The sequence below is a fragment of the Trichococcus flocculiformis genome (assembly GCF_900113645.1).
In the GTDB taxonomy this organism is placed as follows: Bacteria; Bacillota; Bacilli; order Lactobacillales; family Aerococcaceae; genus Trichococcus; species Trichococcus flocculiformis.
The window spans coordinates 17,501-33,772 of the sequence record NZ_FOQC01000008.1; the positions used below are offsets into that span (position 1 = coordinate 17,501).

Sequence of the window (16,272 nt, forward strand, 5' to 3'; positions counted from 1 at the left end):
AGTAGTGGGGTGGTCATACCCCGAGTATTTCTTTCAAGCCTTGTTTATGACTTTCGTACTGCTTTCATTTATGGTTTGTTGTATACAAATCAAGTAAAGTGGTGAGTACTGTGAGGAAAATCAAAACAAAGCTTTGAAATGGAACGGCAGCTGTTGCTACACGTCCTCAAAAGAACTCAAGCCGACTGTCAGAAATCGATCTCTATCAGAGTGACTGTTTTATCCGGATACTTTCTCTCCAAGACATCCACCGCAGTTGCTTCAGGAAAATCTTGCTTACCATCTAATGCCAAGCCCAATACTTCTTTCGCCTTGGCGTGTGCTTCTTGGGCAGTTGCACCTTGTGTCATTGCTTCAGGTATATCGGGGAACTGGACGAGTATATAGCCACCGTCTTTTTCGAATGCTGCTGGATATAAAATTTTCATATTTTGCTCCTTCCAGGACATCGGACTAACTGAAATTTTATAACAAAAAAATCCTCGATAATCCACAGAATAAATTCGGTTCGCCAACCAATATTCAGGACTTAGGAGGATTTTTGTCTTGCGACATGAATAGTGTATCAGATTTTTATTTGGGTTGTAAATATCAAATGGCATTAAAGAGAGACCTCATCTCCAACGAGGATTGCTATATACGAACATCCAACTGCTTAATGTATCTGTAATTTCTCCTTCAACACTTCCGTCAATGTTTGCGAAAAATTGATGCCTTCTTTTTCCGCGAGTGCATTGACGTAATTCGGAATCGTCAAAGTTTTCTTGATCATCTTCGTGTTTTCCTTGAGTCTAGCCACTTCGAGATTTGCTTCGATCGGAATCAACAAATCTCCCTTAGAAGGAGAAATTTCATCATATTCGGATGCCGGAGGAAAAGCCTCTTTTTCATCCTCAAGCCAAAGCAGATAGCCTTCCAAAGCATCTTTTGCCATGTGCAGGGCATCGGACATGTCAGCTCCGCTGGTGAACAACTCCGGTAAATCCGGAAACGATATATTGAATTGCGTGCCTTCGGGATTAAAAATAGCATAATACAGTACCATAAGGATACTTCCTTTCTATTGTTGAATAAATTTAGAAGGCGAGGGGTTACTTCAACCCCGCTTGTTTGAGGATGCTATGCACTGTACCTTTAGGTAAATCCTTTTTTGGATGTGGTACTGTAACGCGCCCAGGTTTTAGTAGGTGTCTGAATTGGTGGTGACTGCCTCTTATGTTAACTAATACCCAACCATCATTCATTATTATCGAAATCAATTCCCTTGAGTCCATGGTAAGCCTCTTTCTTCATACGTAATATAGTACGTATTTTTGTTGTTGTCAAATAGAACCTATCCTAAACAGACGAAGTTTACTTCAAATAGATACAGGAAGTGTAGCGGCCCATTCAGTATTAGCGGCTGCATATATAGTCTGAATAAAATAACCCCCCTACAGAAATGCTGGATGGAAGCATTTCTGTAGGGGGGGTTATTAAAAATCTTTAGATATTAATCAGCCGGCAAAAACTGGCCCAATGCTTCTTCTTGTTCTTTAAGCGTCATTGTGAAGTAGCGGAACCCTTTGTCCAGTTGGCGGATTTCGTTCATTTCTTCCTCAGTCAATTCGAAATCGAAGATGTCGATGTTCTCTTTGATGTGCACCGGATTTGATGATTTAGGGAAAACGATGATGCCTTCCTGGATGTGCCAACGCAGGATGATCTGGGCATTCGTTTTCCCGTATTTTTCTGCCAACTTGGTGAAAACGGGCTCCTCAATCAAGGCTGCATCCCCATGTCCCAGCGGATACCAGCTTTCGATGACTGTGTTATAAGGGGCGATCCGTTTCTTCAGATCATTTTGTTGATAGTAAGGGTGGCATTCAACCTGCAGTACAGATGGATGGATCGTTGCGGCAGCGAGTACTTCTTCCAAACGCTCGGATTCGAAGTTGCTCAAGCCGATGCTCTTCACTTTATTTTCAGCGACAGCTTTTTCCATATCTTTCCATGCGCCCAGGTAATCCCCGAACTGTTGATGCAAAAGAAGAAGGTCGATGTAATCCGTCTGCAGACGCTCCAGCATTTTGTCGATGGCTTTTGCCGTCTTGCCTTCACCGTATTCGCTTGGCCAAAGTTTCGATGTGATCCAGATTTCTTCTCTCGGAATGCCGCTTTCTTTTACTGCTTGCCCGACACCGCGCTCGTTTTGATAGGCATGCGCGGTATCGATGTGGCGATAGCCTAATTTGAAGGCTTCCAAACAAGCTTCTTTGGTCTTTTCGTCCCCCGGAATCTGGAAGACGCCCAGTCCGAATTGCGGGATTTTGTTTCCATCGTTCAATGTGATATACGTTTGCTTCATAGTGATTTTCCTCCAGCTATTTATTTGTATAAGCCTACTTTAAACCTTGGAGTGTACTCCAAGTCAAACGTAAAGCGCTATTATTTGAAATTTTATTATGCGTTTACAAAACGAAACGAGCAGCAATATTTACTTAAGTTGCATCCCTTGCAAATTTTCCGGATTAGTCATACAATGATAGCGATTACGACATTATCGAAAGGGCGGATTGTATGACTCAAACAGTGTATACCAACTATTGGCAGAATCGGATCGGCAACATTCGGAAGGAACACGGCAGCTACAAAAGCGAAGAAGAGGCAATTGCGGGAATCAAAGCCTGGTGGGAACTGCATAAGGAAAATCATAAAAATGTGCAGTATAACCGCACCAACAGCGGCGCTCTCGAAATCGTCTACGACGACAAAAACTATGTCTATCGGATCGAGAAACGCACAATCGAAGGCGCCTTGCCCAAACGAACGTACCGACTGAAGAAAGCCGGAGAAGTGGAATCGCTGCGAGGGAAGTACAATCTCAACAAAGAATCGTTCCTGTTCGACGAATTGCCTGAACCAATACGCGACAGGCTCATCCTTGCGATGGCCGACATCAATAAAGCCCGAAGCCATGTCTATGACAAAGAAGGCCGCCTGATCCGCGGGCTTGAAGAAAAAGTCATTTTGAAGAATAGCTCATCTTTAAAAAACAAAATCCCTAATCTGAATATTTGAGAGCCAAACAAGCACCTACGTCAGTTCATAATGAGCGGCGTTTGTGCTTGTTTTTGAATGAATATCGGGGTGTTCGATATTTTGCTTGCAGTGTGCTAATATATGGTTTACAAGTAGTTCACTAAGTGGGTGACAATATGATGGATGATTCTGTGTCGTTTGCTAAGAGTCATAAAAAAGAATTTATCGCTAAGGTTGTGGATGGTCAGATCCCTGCAGCCAAAAAGACAGCCATATTCATGGCTGGGAGTCCTGGTGCTGGTAAAACTGAGGTTGCCACAGCCCTAGAAGAAATGTTGAGCAACATTTGTATGATTGATGCAGATGTTTTTCGCAGTCAATTTCCGGAATATAATGGATCGAATTCAAGTGATTTTCAGGCTGGAGCGTCTCTGTTGGTTGAATATTCCTTGGACTATGTCTTAAAAAAAGGTTATTCATTTATCCTGGATGGAACATTCGCAATCGGCAAATCAATTGAGAATATAGAGAGAGCTTTAAAAAGGGATTACCTTACAACGATATATTATGTATTCCAAGACCCGGTCATTGCTTGGAATTTTACAAAACAGAGAGAAATTTCAGAAGGTAGACATGTTCCAAAAGAGCGGTTCATTAGTGCATTCATAAATTCGAGAGAAAATATTTCCAAAGTAACCAAAAAATTTGGTGATTTGGTTGAAGTTATCATAGTCATAAAAGATTATCGAAATGAGATATCTGAGATAGCGAGTGGTATTGATAACTTGGAACTAATATTACCAAAAACATATTCCTTTAAAGAACTGGAGGCGTTATTAGATGATTGATAAAGAAACGGCCCAAAAAATTCTGGATAAATATGATAGGGACTACGCCACCTTTTCTGAGAAAGCAACTCGTAAGGAGTTTCACACAGTTTTGAAATATGTCGCGGATGAGTCCAACAGAAGACAACGGAAACAAGTCGGGTTGGACAAATAAAGAACAAAACAAATTGAATTGTGATTAGTCCAAGAACCAGCACAAACGCTAAAAACGTTTGTGCTTATTTTTTTTATCCAATTTAACAAATCGCTTAAAATAACTTGAAAATACTTACGATTGCTTATATAATTCAATTAAAGGTGGTGGGAAGATGTACCAAGAAGAGCGCATTCAGCAGATCCAACAGTTGCTGGAGAAGAAAAAAAGACTTTCCAAAAAAGAGATAATGGAAGCATTCCAGATTTCATCTGACACTGCGCGTCGTGATATCCTGGAATTCCTAAAAACAGGAACGGCTGTCCGTACGCATGGAGGCATTATGCTAGCTGAAGACAGAACGAAGATACTCAGTTTTGGGGAGCGGACAGGCATACATAAACCTGAAAAAGAAAAAATGGCTGAGAGAGTTTTGGAAGAAATAACAGAAGACAGTACGCTGTTTTTGGATGTATCGACTACGTTATTGTTGGCAGCGCAGAAATTAAACAAAAAGTGTACGGTCTATACGCACTCGCTGGACAATGCTTTTGCATTGGGAATGAATCCTAAAATAAAGGTTCACCTTTTGGGCGGGGAGTACAATCATGAGGACAGGTTTTTCTTTTCGGTCCGGAGTTTGGAAGAAATCGATTCGATAAAATTTGATATTTGTTTTATCGGCGCCGCAAGTTTGGAGAAAGAAGGCATCTTTTTTAAAGAACCGAACAACGCCTTGATCAAGCAGAAAGTGGTAAAACAAAGCCGGCAAGTGGTGTTGGTTGCTGAAAATCAGAAATTCAGCAAAGAAGCGCAGTACAAAGGCGCAAATTACCAGGACATCGATTGCTTCATTACAGATAAAGGTCCGACAGCAAAGCAGCAGGCTTATTTCGAAGATCAAACAGAGATCATCTTTGAGGAGGAAACGATATGACAAAGGTCGAGTTGGTATTCAGCGATATAGACGGCACGTTGTTGGATTCTAAGCATGAGGTTTCACCCGAAGCAAACCAAATCATCCAGGACTTGGTGAAACAAGGCATGAAAATCATTTTGGCATCCGCCAGACCGCCAGGAGCAATGGTTTCGATTGCCGATGAAGTCCGTTTGTCTTCACCACTGGTCTGCTTCAACGGAGCGCTGATCACACAATATAAAGAAGGATCATTTGATGATCTGTATAGTCTGACTTTGGAGCGACAGGACGCATTACAGCTTTATCAAGCAGTATCCACAAAGTTTCCGGAAATAAGCTTCAATATCTATTCCGGCGAGCGGTGGTACGTTGAACGAGAAGATGAGTGGGTCAAACAGGAAGCGGCCATCACCAAAATGGATCCGGAAGCAATCTCAATGGAATATTTCCTGAATGAGCATTTTCCGGTTCATAAAATACTGTGTATGGGAAATCCGGATGATATTCAAAAACTTGAGGATGAGCTGGCAGGGGCAAACTTATCAAACATTTCCTACTACCTATCAAAAGACACCTATATGGAAATCGTCAATAATCAAGTATCAAAATTAGGAGCCCTTCACTTTTTATGCGAAAAATATGGCGTTGAATTAGCAAATACCTTAGCGATCGGAGACAATTTCAACGATATGCCGATGATCATACACGCAGGCAAAGGAATCGCAATGGGCAATGCCCCTGACGAAGTCAAACAAGCAGCTGATTGCGTAACGGATACGAATGATGAGAATGGGTTTTATAAGGCATTGATGAAGATTTTTGGATAAAATGGAACGGTAGTTTTATGAATTATTTGAAATTAGAATGTTTGGAACGACAATGATCCTTATGCACGCGCTTATTGAATTTAAGACTTCAACATATAGCAAAAGCACAACCGCCTGTTCATAGTGAATAGCGTTTGTGCTTATTTTTGTGACTCTATGTGTTTCCTTGTTTCGCGTGCTTCTCGGAACCGCTCAGAAAATTTTGAGATTAATAATTCCGTGGAATATACGGTAGGATGGTTTTGCATATCGATGATTGCTAATATTGCTATACCTATAGTCTACTTACATTGAATTGTGCAACAAACTTATCTATAATTAAAATTATAATAAATATTTTGCGTAAATACGAAACATTCACCCTAATATATTTTCAAAAATCACAAAAATTCTCTGCAGAAAGTGTGATCCCATGCTCAATCCAGGCTTATACGAACAAGTCATCAATTCACAAATAAAAGCGTTGTTGCAAGAAATTCCAGAGGTCCGTAAATCGGTCGCGCAGATTGATCAGGCGGAAGCATCGAAAGTATTGACGCAATACCTTTCGGAAATCATCCAGAAAGGTTTGGATAATGTTTCGGATAATGGTGGAGGTATGACTGCCCAAGTCGCCCTCATCAATAAAGTCGTCGAGACCATTACTAAGACGACGCAGGAAACGGATTTTGCTCAAATGTCGGTGGACGAACGTGCGGAACAGCTTATGGCACTTTTGGGTGAAAACGACGTGGATATCCATGCCGGAAAAACAGCGGCCAAACTGATTCGTCCCGAGACTTCCATCGCACAAAGCAGTCTTTTTACGGGTGCAATCCACGAGCCACAAATGTTCTCAGAGCTCAAAAAGGAGATCCAATCAGCAGACCGTATCGATATGCTCGTTTCTTTCATTAAGTGGAGCGGGCTGCGCCTCATCATCGATGAACTGCGCGATTTCACCGCGGGAGGCGGAAAACTGCGCATCATCACGACTTCTTATATGGGGGCGACCGATGTAAAGGCAATTGAAGAACTGGGTAAGCTGTCGAATACGGAAATCAAAATTTCCTATGACACAAAAAGGACGCGCCTTCATGCAAAAACATACACTTTTTATCGCGAAACGGGCTTCTCGACGGCTTATGTCGGTTCATCAAATCTATCGAATGCGGCTATTTCTAGCGGTTTGGAATGGAATCTGAAAATTACTGCGAAAGACCAACCGGATACCATCCGTAAAATCGCCGCAACGCTGGAAAGTTATTGGAATTCTTCAGAGTTTGAGTTTTATCAGGATACGGAACGGGAACGTCTCGTGCGTGCCTTGAAGGCTGACCGTTTCATGGGTGACGGAGAGACCCGCCGCTTTGTTTTCGATATCCATCCTTATCCCTACCAACAAGAGATCCTCGATAAACTGCTTGCTGAGCGGGAAGTGCGCGGGTTTTACCGAAACCTTGTCGTAGCAGCTACGGGAACGGGCAAGACCGTGATCTCGGCGTTCGATTACCGGCGTTTTTGCCGCATGAATGCAGCTAGACCATGCAGACTTTTGTTTGTGGCGCATCGAGAAGAAATCTTGAGACAGAGCCAGGAAACTTTTCAAGGTGTTCTGAAAGATCAGAATTTTGGAGAGTTGTTTGTGGGCAACCATAAACCGGAAAGTTTGGATAATTTGTTCGTTTCCATTCAAACGATGAACTCCCAAGCCTTGCATGAAAAATTGCCTGAAGATTATTACGATTTCATCATCGTGGATGAATTCCACCACGCAGCTGCCCCTACTTACCAAACTTTGCTGAATCATTTTAAACCAAGTATTTTGTTAGGCTTGACTGCTACGCCTGAACGGATGGACGGCAAAAGCATTTTGGATTATTTCGATAATCGTATTGCTGCTGAAATCAGACTTCCAGAGGCAATCGATCGCAAATTATTGAGTCCATTCCAATACTTCGGTGTCACCGATGCCATCGATTTGAGCGAGCTGCGCTGGACTCGGGGAGGCTATGATAAATCAGAGTTGAACAAGCTTTACTCGCTGAATCGCGGAGTCGCTTTGCGCCGTTCTAATAACGTGATCCAATCTTTGGATAAATACGTTACGGATATCGAAGAAGTTAAAGGATTAGGCTTCTGCGTTTCAATCGAACATGCCCAATTTATGGCGGAACAGTTCAACAATAATGGCATTCCATCGATTCATTTGACTGGTCAGTCCAACGATCAAGATAGACGTACCGCTCAGAAACGCTTGGTTTCAGGGGAGATCCGCTTTATTTTCGTAGTCGACATTTATAACGAAGGGGTGGACATCCCGGAAGTAAACACAGTTCTCTTTCTGCGTCCGACCGAGTCCTTGACGATTTTCCTGCAACAACTCGGCCGCGGCCTCCGGTTGGCTGAAGGTAAGGAGTGTCTGACCGTACTGGACTTTATTGGACAAGCCAACAGAAAGTACAATTTTGAAGAAAAATTTTCAGCGCTTCTTGCCAATACGACGCACAGTGCTCAAAGTGAACTGAAAAATGGTTTTGTTTCGGCTCCAAAAGGTTGCTACATACAGTTGGAAAAGAAAGCCGCCAAATACGTGCTGGACAACATCAAATCTTCCTTCAGCGCCAAAAATGGTTTGATCAGCCGGATCGCGACCTTTGAAGAAGACAGCGGCCTGCCTTTAGATCTGGCCAATTTCGTTGACTATTATCATTTGGATGTCCGCACGATTTTCTCTAGAGCCAACTTTGCGAGATTATGTGTCTCGGCAGGGGTCCGGGAAGAATTCGAAGAGGAACTGGAAGAAATAATCAACAAAGCGTTGAAACGCATTTGTGCCATCGATTCTCGACGTTGGATTGCTTTTTTGCTGGATATTTTACCGCGTCTGGACAAGGTCGACTTGAAGAAGCTGTCACCGATTCAGCAACGCATGTTCCAGATGTTCTATATCACCGTCTGGCAAAAAGCCATCGAAGATTGGGAAAGTGCAGAAGTCAAAGGAAATTTGGCTTTGCTTTCACGTAATCCTGTGATGTTGGAGGAAATGATGGGACTTCTGCGCTATAACTTCGATCGGATCGACTTTATTGACGAACCTGTCAATTTGGGATTTGAGAGCCCGCTTGATCTGCATTGCACCTATACGCGTGATCAATTGCTGGTGGCAATGGATCACATGAATCCGAGTAATGTCCGAGAAGGCGTCAAATGGTTACCCGAGAAGAAAATCGACGTGCTCTTCGTTACCTTGAATAAGGCGGACAAAGACTACTCCCCAACGACAATGTACAATGATTACTCCATCAACGAAACGCTCTTCCATTGGCAAAGCCAAAGCACGACAGGAGATCATGCTTCAACCGGGCAACGCTACATCAACCACCGGGAGCGCGGCAGCAACGTCCTCCTATTTGTCCGCGAATTCAAGAATGATCGCATCGGTGCAGCCCCATACACCTTCTTGGGACTGGCCAACTATGTCCAACATTCCGGAAGCAAACCAATGAACATCAGCTGGAAATTGGAACGTCCAATCCCGGCGAAGTTTTTGAAGAAGACGAATAAGTTGGTGGTGGGATAGGGAGGACAGGGACTATTTTTGTAAAGCGTATAGTAAAAGAGCGTCATTGTTGGTGCTCTTTTTACTATAGAACAAAAAGGAAAATCAGACGCTTAAAAAACTAACCTAAAAAAAACTGATTACTGAAAGTTCGATCACATGCTAAATCCGAAATTATATGAATAAATGGTTAATTTCAAATTATCGATAGGTTATCGGATTTCTCGGAAGCGCTTAAATAGTCGTAACTATTGATAAAGTTGGAACATTAAAAATTTTGGTGCAGTGTTTTTCAGACATCGAAAAAAGTTGGGAAAATTTTATGAATTCTATTGACTGTAAACTTTGTTCATAGATTATGATACACATATGAAAGGAGGAATCCATCGTGAAAATGAAGGATGTTGAGGAGACGTTAAACATTCCAAGGTCTCATATTCATTATCTGGAGAGAGAAGGATTGTTCACAGCAAGCAGGGGTGAAAATGGCTATCGAGAATTTTCGGAGCAAGACTTACTTAATATCAAAATGGTTCTGATCTTAATGACGGCCGGTGCATCTGCTGAAACTGTTAAAAAACTTCAAGCCCATGACATTACCTTGGATGATGCACTCAAGCAAACAGAAATAGATATGCGGAAAGAGGTCGACGAAATGCTCGGTTCTCTGGAACTGATTCAGCAAATTCGCGCTTCAAATGTATCTTATGATTCTTTACCACGAGACTCGTATTGGGCAGACATCCAGATAAAAGAACAAAACGGCCAGCACTTTCGGGGACATTATGAATTAGAGGTTATAAGTGACTGGGCATCTCCGCAGGTTAGTATGGAGCGTATTGTCAGCTGCCCCTATTGTCATGCAATGAATAGAATAGATCTTGAGGAGTATGTATACGTTGAGGATTCCACTGAAAAATCAATGGGGCAAGAATTGTATCGTTACTTTCAAGCAGATGACTGTCATTGCAGTAAATGCGGCAAAAAATATCAGGTTGTGGGTAGCATTTGTGAGTATCCTTATGGCTCGATTGATTCGGAACAGATAGAAATCAAACCAATAGAAGAGGAGCAACGTTATGAATAGAAAAGAAAAAAATGAAAAGAAAAGAATAATAAGTGAGTACATCGATTTGGGAAATGGTCGGTATAAAGATAGTGAAGTTGATTCTTTACATGAGCTTGCAACTGAACCTGACAAGTACAATGGCAAATCCAAAACGATTAGGAATAAATTCGATGGCGTGTCTTCTGATGGTAAGTACACTCGTGAAGAGGAGACAACTTATACTTTGAGGGGAGACAAGGAAGGCGTTCGGATTGAAAAAAAAAATCAGTATCATGATGATGATGGACAGACGGGGGAAAATGAGACTGTTTATAATACAGGACGAGATATACTTAACCTGTTTAAGTCATTCTTAAACGATTAACTGCCAACAATAAACAGGCTCCCAATTACTGGAAATAATCCAGCGATGAGTAGCCTGTTTTGGTTGTGTTTATACCTGGACTTCCTGAATGCTCTGAAAAGTGAGTCGAAAGCTCGTACTCAAAAGACGCATATACTATTGTACATGAACTTCTATATTGGGTCGAAACCTTGCTATTTTTTGGAAATAAACTCAGCTAAAGTAGTCGAGTATAAGTTTAAGCAGCGTAGATGGTTTGATGGCGTTTGTTTGAGTTGGGTAGAAAACGCCAAAACAATGGTGTCAATTTCTAAGAATAAATCATGAGGCAATTTCGGAATTTACGGAAGCTGAATTTCTACCAAAACGTAGCATTACTGGATCGGTACTTGCCTTTGTCAAAAAAATTCAGGAATTAGCGGGAACATCGCATGGTATACGGTTATTTATAATGCGCCCATTTAAGTGTGCATTTATTCTTTGCTTACGCTTTTCCACATCGTAAGCTATAATAATAAGATGGATAACTATACACTAAAGGGGTTTTAAAATGGGAGCTGAATTAAATCAGAAGCTATTTAGCGCTGCTGACAATCTGCGCAGTAAGATGGATGCGTCTGAATATAAAAATTATTTACTAGGGTTAATTTTCTACAAATATCTCTCAGATAAGCTTTTAGAAAAAGTTGTTGAATTAGCTGGTGAGTCATTGGATGAATTTTCCAATGCGGATAAGCAGACGGTTTTGTATCGTCAGCTACTTGAAGATGAAGATACAAAGAGCGATTTGATCGAAACGTTAGTCGATACTCTTGGCTATGATATTGCAGCGGATCATTTATTCAATGTTTTGACGATGCAAGCAAATCAGAATACATTCCAACTGAACGACTTAAATAAAGCGTTCATTGACTTGTCCACTAAATACAATCAATTTAGCGGGTTATTCGATGATGTGGATCTTAAATCCAAAAAATTGGGTGCAGACGATCAGCAACGCAACGTCACCATCACTGAAGTACTGAAAAAACTCAACGGTATTGATGTGTTGGGTCACAACGGCGACGTTATTGGCGATGCCTATGAATTTTTGATCAGTCAATTTGCCTCCGAAGCAGGGAAGAAAGCTGGAGAATTTTACACGCCCCATGAAGTTTCAGATATGATGGCAAGGATCGCTGCAATTGGGCAAGAAGATAAGAAATTGTTCAGTGTATTTGACCCGACGATGGGATCCGGTTCTTTGATGCTCAACATCCGTAATTATTTGAATTATCCGAAGAGCGTAAAATATCATGGTCAAGAATTGAACACGACCACATTTAACTTAGCAAAAATGAATTTAATTTTGCACGGCGTCGACAATGAGGATATTCGGTTGCGCAACGGCGACACCTTGAATAAGGACTGGCCAACAGACGAACCATACACGTTTGACTCCGTGGTAATGAATCCGCCATATTCTGCTAAATGGTCTTCAGATGACACCTTCTTGGATGATTCGCGATTTAATCGATACGGCAAATTAGCGCCGAAATCAAAAGCAGACTTCGCGTTCTTGTTGCATGGTTTCTACCATTTGAAAGATTCTGGAACGATGGCAATCGTATTGCCGCATGGTGTCCTGTTCCGTGGTGCTGCTGAAGGTGTCATTCGTAAAAAGTTATTGGAGGATGGGAGCATTGATACCGTTATTGGAATGCCAGCGAACTTGTTCTTTGGTACATCGATTCCTACGACCGTTATCATTTTGAAGAAAAACCGGACATCCAGAGACGTTTTATTCATTGACGCCAGCAAGGATTTCATCAAAGGTAAAAATCAGAACAAGCTGTCGCCAGAAAATATCGACAGAATTGTTGAAACCTACAAAAAACGTGAGGATGTTGAGAAGTTTGCGCACGTCGCAAGTTTTGAGGAGATCCAAGAGAATGATTTCAACTTAAATATTCCTCGTTACGTGGATACCTTTGAAGAACAAGAAGAAGTTGATATTGTTGAACTCGGGAAAGAGCTTGTAGCCCTCAATCAGCAAATCAAAGCAGCCGAAAATGACTTCCTTGCTATGCTTGATGAATTAGCGATCACAGATGAAACACGCGAAATCATCGAAGCAACAAAGGCGGTGTTTCGGTGATGTCTGAAGAAACTAAAAAGGCGCCAGCTATACGTTTTCAAGGATTCACTGATGATTGGGAACAGCGTAAGTTGGGAGAGGTAATAGATAATCAGTATAATGGTCAAACTCCTTCCAGAACGAATGCTAGTTTTTGGAATGGAGAAATTAATTGGCTTTCCAGTGGTGAATTAAACAGAGGTGTTGTTTCTGAAACAATTGAAAAAATTACCGAAGATGGAAGAAAAAATGCAAATTTAAAAATTGTTCCTAAAGGTACATTTGTGATGGCTATAACTGGTTTAGAAGCTGCCGGAACTCGTGGAAACTGTGCGAAATTGGGAATAGACACGACTATGAACCAATCATGTATGGCTCTGTTTCCTAAAAAAAAATTACTTGATTCATCGTTCTTGTTTCAATGGTATCGAAAGGTTGGAGAAGAATATGGACTTCAATACACACAAGGAACAAAGCAACAAAGCTATAATGCTGAATTATTAAAAATTCTTCCGATTGTTTTGCCATCTGTGAGTGAGCAAGTATTAATTGCAGATTTTTTTGATAAGATCGATGATACTATCGCTCTTCATCAACGAAAGTTAACCTTATTTAACCAGCTTAAAGAAACTTATTTGAAACAGATGTTCCCGCAAAATGAGGAGAATATGCCAGTACTAAGATTTGCGGATTTTTCCGAACCATGGGAACAGCGTAAGTTGGGAGACACGGTTCAAATTACTATGGGACAATCACCTAACGGAGAAAATTATACTGACAATCCAAGAGATCATATACTTGTGCAAGGAAACGCAGATATGAAAAATGGGCGAGTTTGTCCACGTGTATGGACCACGCAGGTAACTAAGAAAGCTGACCCTGAGGATATTATTTTAAGCGTACGAGCACCAGTAGGTGATGTAGGAAGAACCGATTATACAGTAGTGTTAGGACGAGGAGTTGCTGGTATAAAAGGGAATGCTTTCATCTTTCAGACACTGTCACGCATGAAAGAACAAGGTTTTTGGACAAGATACAGTTCAGGGTCTACCTTTGAGTCTATTAATTCAGCAGACTTAAAAGATGCATTTATTCAAATCTGCCATATTGAAGAGCAGACAAAGATTGGAGACTTCTTCACTAAACTTGACGACACTATCGCTCTTCATCAAAGCAAGCTTCAGAAACTTGCAGAACTAAAGAAAACTCTATTAGCAAAGATGCTCGTGTAGTCAAATTTTTGCAGAAAACAGATAACCTCCTGATAATAAAGTGATGAAATGTTCATCAAATTTATTATCAGGAGGTTTTTATTTTGGTTAGAAAAAGAAAGTCAGATCAGTTGTTTTACGAGTATTTCGAGGAATGGATCGAATTATACAAGGTTGGGGCTGTGCGGTCCGTAACGTTAAGTAAATATAATATGTCCCTCCAACGAGTGTATGAACTAGCGCCCAGTTTAAAGGTTGAGGAGATAGACAGACGGAAATACCAACAGCTGCTGAATGACTATGCACTTACCCACGAAAAACAAACCACAATGGATTTTCACCATCAATTAAAAGGCGCAATACTTGATGCGGTTGACGAGGGACTGATTACTACAAATCCCACGCGAAAAATCATCATCAAAGGCAAAAAACCTAAGGAGAAGCGACCGAAGTTTTTAAACCAATTTGAAATTCAAGCGTTGCTAAGACAACTGGAACTATCCTCTGAAATCAATTGGGATTGGTTTATCTTATTGGTGGCAAAAACAGGGTTGCGTTTTTCTGAAGCTCTTGCACTTACTCCAAATGATTTCGATTTTTCCAAGCAAAAGCTAAGCATTTCAAAAACCTGGAACTATAAAGGTACTACAGGGAACTTTCAACCTACGAAGAATGAATCCTCAAAACGAACGATGCAAATTGATTGGCAAACTGCGATGCAATTTTCGCAGCTGATTAAGAATTTAGATCCTGAAAAACCAATCTTTGTGAAGAACAGGGTATTCAATTCAACAATCAATTATCGTCTAAAGGCCCTTTGTACAAATGCAAATATTCCAATCATTACCATTCATAGCCTCAGACATACGCATGCTTCATTACTATTGTTTGCGGGCGTTTCGATTGCGAGTGTAGCAACAAGATTGGGACATTCCAGCATGACTACCACACAAGAAACGTATCTCCACATTATTCAAGAACTCGAAAATCAAGACAACGACAAGATCATGAAACACTTGGCATTATTGATGTAAGATAAACAAAAAGGCACCTCGTGTGCCTTTTTAAATGAACATTTTGTTGAGTAAAGTACTTTTCAGTGCTTTTAGATGAGCAATCTTTTTTTGATGAAGAGCAATAGTATTGTCTATCTGATTGAAGAAAGTACCTAGTTTAGTTTGTTCTCTCAATGATGGAAGATTTATACCTGTTGAAAGAATGTTGCTGTTGTAAAGTCTCTTAATCGTACTCCCTTCCAAGCCAGACCATTTAACAACTTGATAAAATTGCTTTAAGAACGAATTATCAATTAAAGATTTATCTGTTTTTAGCCAAACAATATTTGAATCCTGATAATAGGCTTTTTCACCTTCATAAACAACGGTTCTACCAATTGTTCCAGAAGCAGACATCAGAATATCTCCAATTTCGGGATATGGATAATTTTTTTTATATTCTTCGAATAAGTCATTTGGAATAAAAGAATCCGGGCTGCCCCCAAAAGTTCCAATTTTATAAAAAGGAATATCGCCAAATGCAGTTGTCTGATCTTTAAAAATCCTCTTGCACATAACAACTGAACCAACCTCACCTAACTTACGCTGTTCCCAAGGTTCGGAATGATCTGTAAACCGGAGTTTTGGAATACTTTCCTTACCTTGTGGGAACATAACTTGCAGATACGTTTGTTTAAGCTGTTCTAGCAAGGTGAGCTTTCGTTGATGAAGAGCGATAGTATCGTCGAGTTGTTTGAAAAATGTAGCAATTCTAATCTGCTCCTCAGTAGTTGGAGTAAAAAATGTAAATTCTCTTATTTTACTCAATCCAAGAAATTTTTGAGTATTTCCAGCATTCTCATTGCGAATATATTTTTCGAAAACTGACGACTTTAACAATTGAATAAGAAATCTGTTTGGAATGTCTCCGCCTTCTTTTATTAAAGCTACATTTTTTATCGCAAAATCACTTCTATCAACAATAACGGGATTTCCGATAGTTCCTATCATTCCAAATAAAATATCGCCATTATCCACTTTCGAACGTTTATTAATCGCTTCAAAATCTGCATCAGAAATAAGTGAAACATCAGTCATATCCAGTCCATAATCATTTAAGTTTTTCGATGTAACTAAGGGGTGTCCTTCTTGATGATATTTTGGAGAATCATGAGTACCATCACGGACATCTTTATCATCGCCTAACTTACGCTGTTCCCAATCGTAATTTCTCATAAATGTCACATTT

At 40.7% G+C, this 16,272-nt stretch carries 16 protein-coding genes; 11 read left to right on the top strand and 5 right to left on the bottom strand.

Translation table 11 applies throughout. From position 1 onward, the window contains the following. Positions 1–188: 188 nt before the first annotated feature. From BMZ71_RS04975 to BMZ71_RS04990, 4 genes are all read right to left on the bottom strand, one after another. The gene (locus BMZ71_RS04975) at positions 189–428 is read right to left on the bottom strand and encodes a type II toxin-antitoxin system HicB family antitoxin (RefSeq protein ID WP_086988785.1); all 240 of its coding nucleotides are present in this window, start codon (positions 426–428) and stop codon (positions 189–191) included. A 227-nt stretch (positions 429–655) separates the two neighbouring features. Next, positions 656–1,045 (bottom strand): type II toxin-antitoxin system HicB family antitoxin, encoded by a 390-nt coding sequence (locus tag BMZ71_RS04980; protein ID WP_086988784.1) that lies wholly within the window; start codon positions 1,043–1,045, stop codon positions 656–658. A gap of 46 nt (positions 1,046–1,091) precedes the next feature. After that, positions 1,092–1,274: a type II toxin-antitoxin system HicA family toxin gene (locus tag BMZ71_RS04985; RefSeq protein WP_086629134.1), complete on the bottom strand. Its 183-nt coding sequence runs from the start codon at positions 1,272–1,274 to the stop codon at positions 1,092–1,094. A gap of 218 nt (positions 1,275–1,492) precedes the next feature. Then, complete coding sequence (locus BMZ71_RS04990) at positions 1,493–2,347, bottom strand: aldo/keto reductase (protein WP_086988783.1); 855 nt, start codon at positions 2,345–2,347, stop codon at positions 1,493–1,495. A 212-nt stretch (positions 2,348–2,559) separates the two neighbouring features. Between BMZ71_RS04990 and BMZ71_RS04995 the strand changes: the two genes are divergently transcribed. The 11 genes from BMZ71_RS04995 to BMZ71_RS05045 all read left to right on the top strand — a co-directional run bounded on the left by BMZ71_RS04995 (position 2,560) and on the right by BMZ71_RS05045 (position 15,062). After that, positions 2,560–3,060, top strand: a complete 501-nt coding sequence (locus BMZ71_RS04995) for a hypothetical protein (protein ID WP_086988782.1) — start codon at positions 2,560–2,562, stop codon at positions 3,058–3,060. A gap of 137 nt (positions 3,061–3,197) precedes the next feature. Further along, positions 3,198–3,869 (top strand): zeta toxin family protein, encoded by a 672-nt coding sequence (locus tag BMZ71_RS05000; protein ID WP_086988781.1) that lies wholly within the window; start codon positions 3,198–3,200, stop codon positions 3,867–3,869. Further along, positions 3,862–4,023, top strand: coding sequence for a hypothetical protein (locus BMZ71_RS14815; protein WP_086988780.1), 162 nt, complete (start codon positions 3,862–3,864; stop codon positions 4,021–4,023). The genes BMZ71_RS05000 and BMZ71_RS14815 overlap by 8 nt, the downstream gene beginning before the upstream one ends. 154 nt (positions 4,024–4,177) lie before the next feature. Further along, positions 4,178–4,939 carry a DeoR/GlpR family DNA-binding transcription regulator gene (locus BMZ71_RS05010; RefSeq protein WP_086988779.1) on the top strand — a complete coding sequence of 254 codons (762 nt, stop codon included), beginning with the start codon at positions 4,178–4,180 and terminating at the stop codon, positions 4,937–4,939. Then, positions 4,936–5,748, top strand: a complete 813-nt coding sequence (locus tag BMZ71_RS05015) for a Cof-type HAD-IIB family hydrolase (protein ID WP_086988778.1) — start codon at positions 4,936–4,938, stop codon at positions 5,746–5,748. The genes BMZ71_RS05010 and BMZ71_RS05015 overlap by 4 nt, the downstream gene beginning before the upstream one ends. A gap of 412 nt (positions 5,749–6,160) precedes the next feature. Then, positions 6,161–9,310, top strand: a complete 3,150-nt coding sequence (locus tag BMZ71_RS05020) for a DEAD/DEAH box helicase (RefSeq protein ID WP_086988777.1) — start codon at positions 6,161–6,163, stop codon at positions 9,308–9,310. A 373-nt stretch (positions 9,311–9,683) separates the two neighbouring features. Then, positions 9,684–10,376 (top strand): MerR family transcriptional regulator, encoded by a 693-nt coding sequence (locus BMZ71_RS05025; protein WP_245734387.1) that lies wholly within the window; start codon positions 9,684–9,686, stop codon positions 10,374–10,376. After that, the gene (locus BMZ71_RS05030) at positions 10,369–10,722 is read left to right on the top strand and encodes a hypothetical protein (RefSeq protein ID WP_086988775.1); all 354 of its coding nucleotides are present in this window, start codon (positions 10,369–10,371) and stop codon (positions 10,720–10,722) included. The genes BMZ71_RS05025 and BMZ71_RS05030 overlap by 8 nt, the downstream gene beginning before the upstream one ends. A 529-nt stretch (positions 10,723–11,251) precedes the next feature. Continuing rightward, on the top strand, positions 11,252–12,838 hold the full coding sequence (locus BMZ71_RS05035; RefSeq protein WP_086988773.1) for a type I restriction-modification system subunit M: 1,587 nt from the start codon (positions 11,252–11,254) through the stop codon (positions 12,836–12,838). Continuing rightward, positions 12,838–14,049 (top strand): restriction endonuclease subunit S, encoded by a 1,212-nt coding sequence (locus BMZ71_RS05040; protein ID WP_086988772.1) that lies wholly within the window; start codon positions 12,838–12,840, stop codon positions 14,047–14,049. Before BMZ71_RS05035 ends, BMZ71_RS05040 begins: the two co-directional genes overlap by 1 nt. A gap of 83 nt (positions 14,050–14,132) precedes the next feature. Beyond that, positions 14,133–15,062: a site-specific integrase gene (locus tag BMZ71_RS05045; RefSeq protein ID WP_086988771.1), complete on the top strand. Its 930-nt coding sequence runs from the start codon at positions 14,133–14,135 to the stop codon at positions 15,060–15,062. A 30-nt stretch (positions 15,063–15,092) separates the two neighbouring features. Here the strand turns inward: BMZ71_RS05045 and BMZ71_RS05050 are convergent, their stop codons facing one another. Then, a complete protein-coding gene (locus BMZ71_RS05050; RefSeq protein ID WP_086988770.1) occupies positions 15,093–16,259 on the bottom strand; it encodes a restriction endonuclease subunit S in 1,167 nt (388 codons plus the stop codon). Positions 16,260–16,272: the final 13 nt, after the last annotated feature.

Excerpts from the sequence above, each read along its gene's own strand:
- BMZ71_RS04975 (WP_086988785.1), bottom strand. The coding sequence starts at position 428 with ATGAAAATTTTATATCCAGCAGCATTCGAAAAAGACGGTGGCTATATA.
- BMZ71_RS04980 (WP_086988784.1), bottom strand. The coding sequence starts at position 1,045 with ATGGTACTGTATTATGCTATTTTTAATCCCGAAGGCACGCAATTCAAT.
- BMZ71_RS04985 (WP_086629134.1), bottom strand. The coding sequence starts at position 1,274 with ATGGACTCAAGGGAATTGATTTCGATAATAATGAATGATGGTTGGGTA.
- BMZ71_RS04990 (WP_086988783.1), bottom strand. The coding sequence starts at position 2,347 with ATGAAGCAAACGTATATCACATTGAACGATGGAAACAAAATCCCGCAA.
- BMZ71_RS04995 (WP_086988782.1), top strand. The coding sequence starts at position 2,560 with ATGACTCAAACAGTGTATACCAACTATTGGCAGAATCGGATCGGCAAC.
- BMZ71_RS05000 (WP_086988781.1), top strand. The coding sequence starts at position 3,198 with ATGATGGATGATTCTGTGTCGTTTGCTAAGAGTCATAAAAAAGAATTT.
- BMZ71_RS14815 (WP_086988780.1), top strand. The coding sequence starts at position 3,862 with ATGATTGATAAAGAAACGGCCCAAAAAATTCTGGATAAATATGATAGG.
- BMZ71_RS05010 (WP_086988779.1), top strand. The coding sequence starts at position 4,178 with ATGTACCAAGAAGAGCGCATTCAGCAGATCCAACAGTTGCTGGAGAAG.
- BMZ71_RS05015 (WP_086988778.1), top strand. The coding sequence starts at position 4,936 with ATGACAAAGGTCGAGTTGGTATTCAGCGATATAGACGGCACGTTGTTG.
- BMZ71_RS05020 (WP_086988777.1), top strand. The coding sequence starts at position 6,161 with ATGCTCAATCCAGGCTTATACGAACAAGTCATCAATTCACAAATAAAA.
- BMZ71_RS05025 (WP_245734387.1), top strand. The coding sequence starts at position 9,684 with ATGAAGGATGTTGAGGAGACGTTAAACATTCCAAGGTCTCATATTCAT.
- BMZ71_RS05030 (WP_086988775.1), top strand. The coding sequence starts at position 10,369 with ATGAATAGAAAAGAAAAAAATGAAAAGAAAAGAATAATAAGTGAGTAC.
- BMZ71_RS05035 (WP_086988773.1), top strand. The coding sequence starts at position 11,252 with ATGGGAGCTGAATTAAATCAGAAGCTATTTAGCGCTGCTGACAATCTG.
- BMZ71_RS05040 (WP_086988772.1), top strand. The coding sequence starts at position 12,838 with ATGTCTGAAGAAACTAAAAAGGCGCCAGCTATACGTTTTCAAGGATTC.
- BMZ71_RS05050 (WP_086988770.1), bottom strand. The coding sequence starts at position 16,259 with ATGAGAAATTACGATTGGGAACAGCGTAAGTTAGGCGATGATAAAGAT.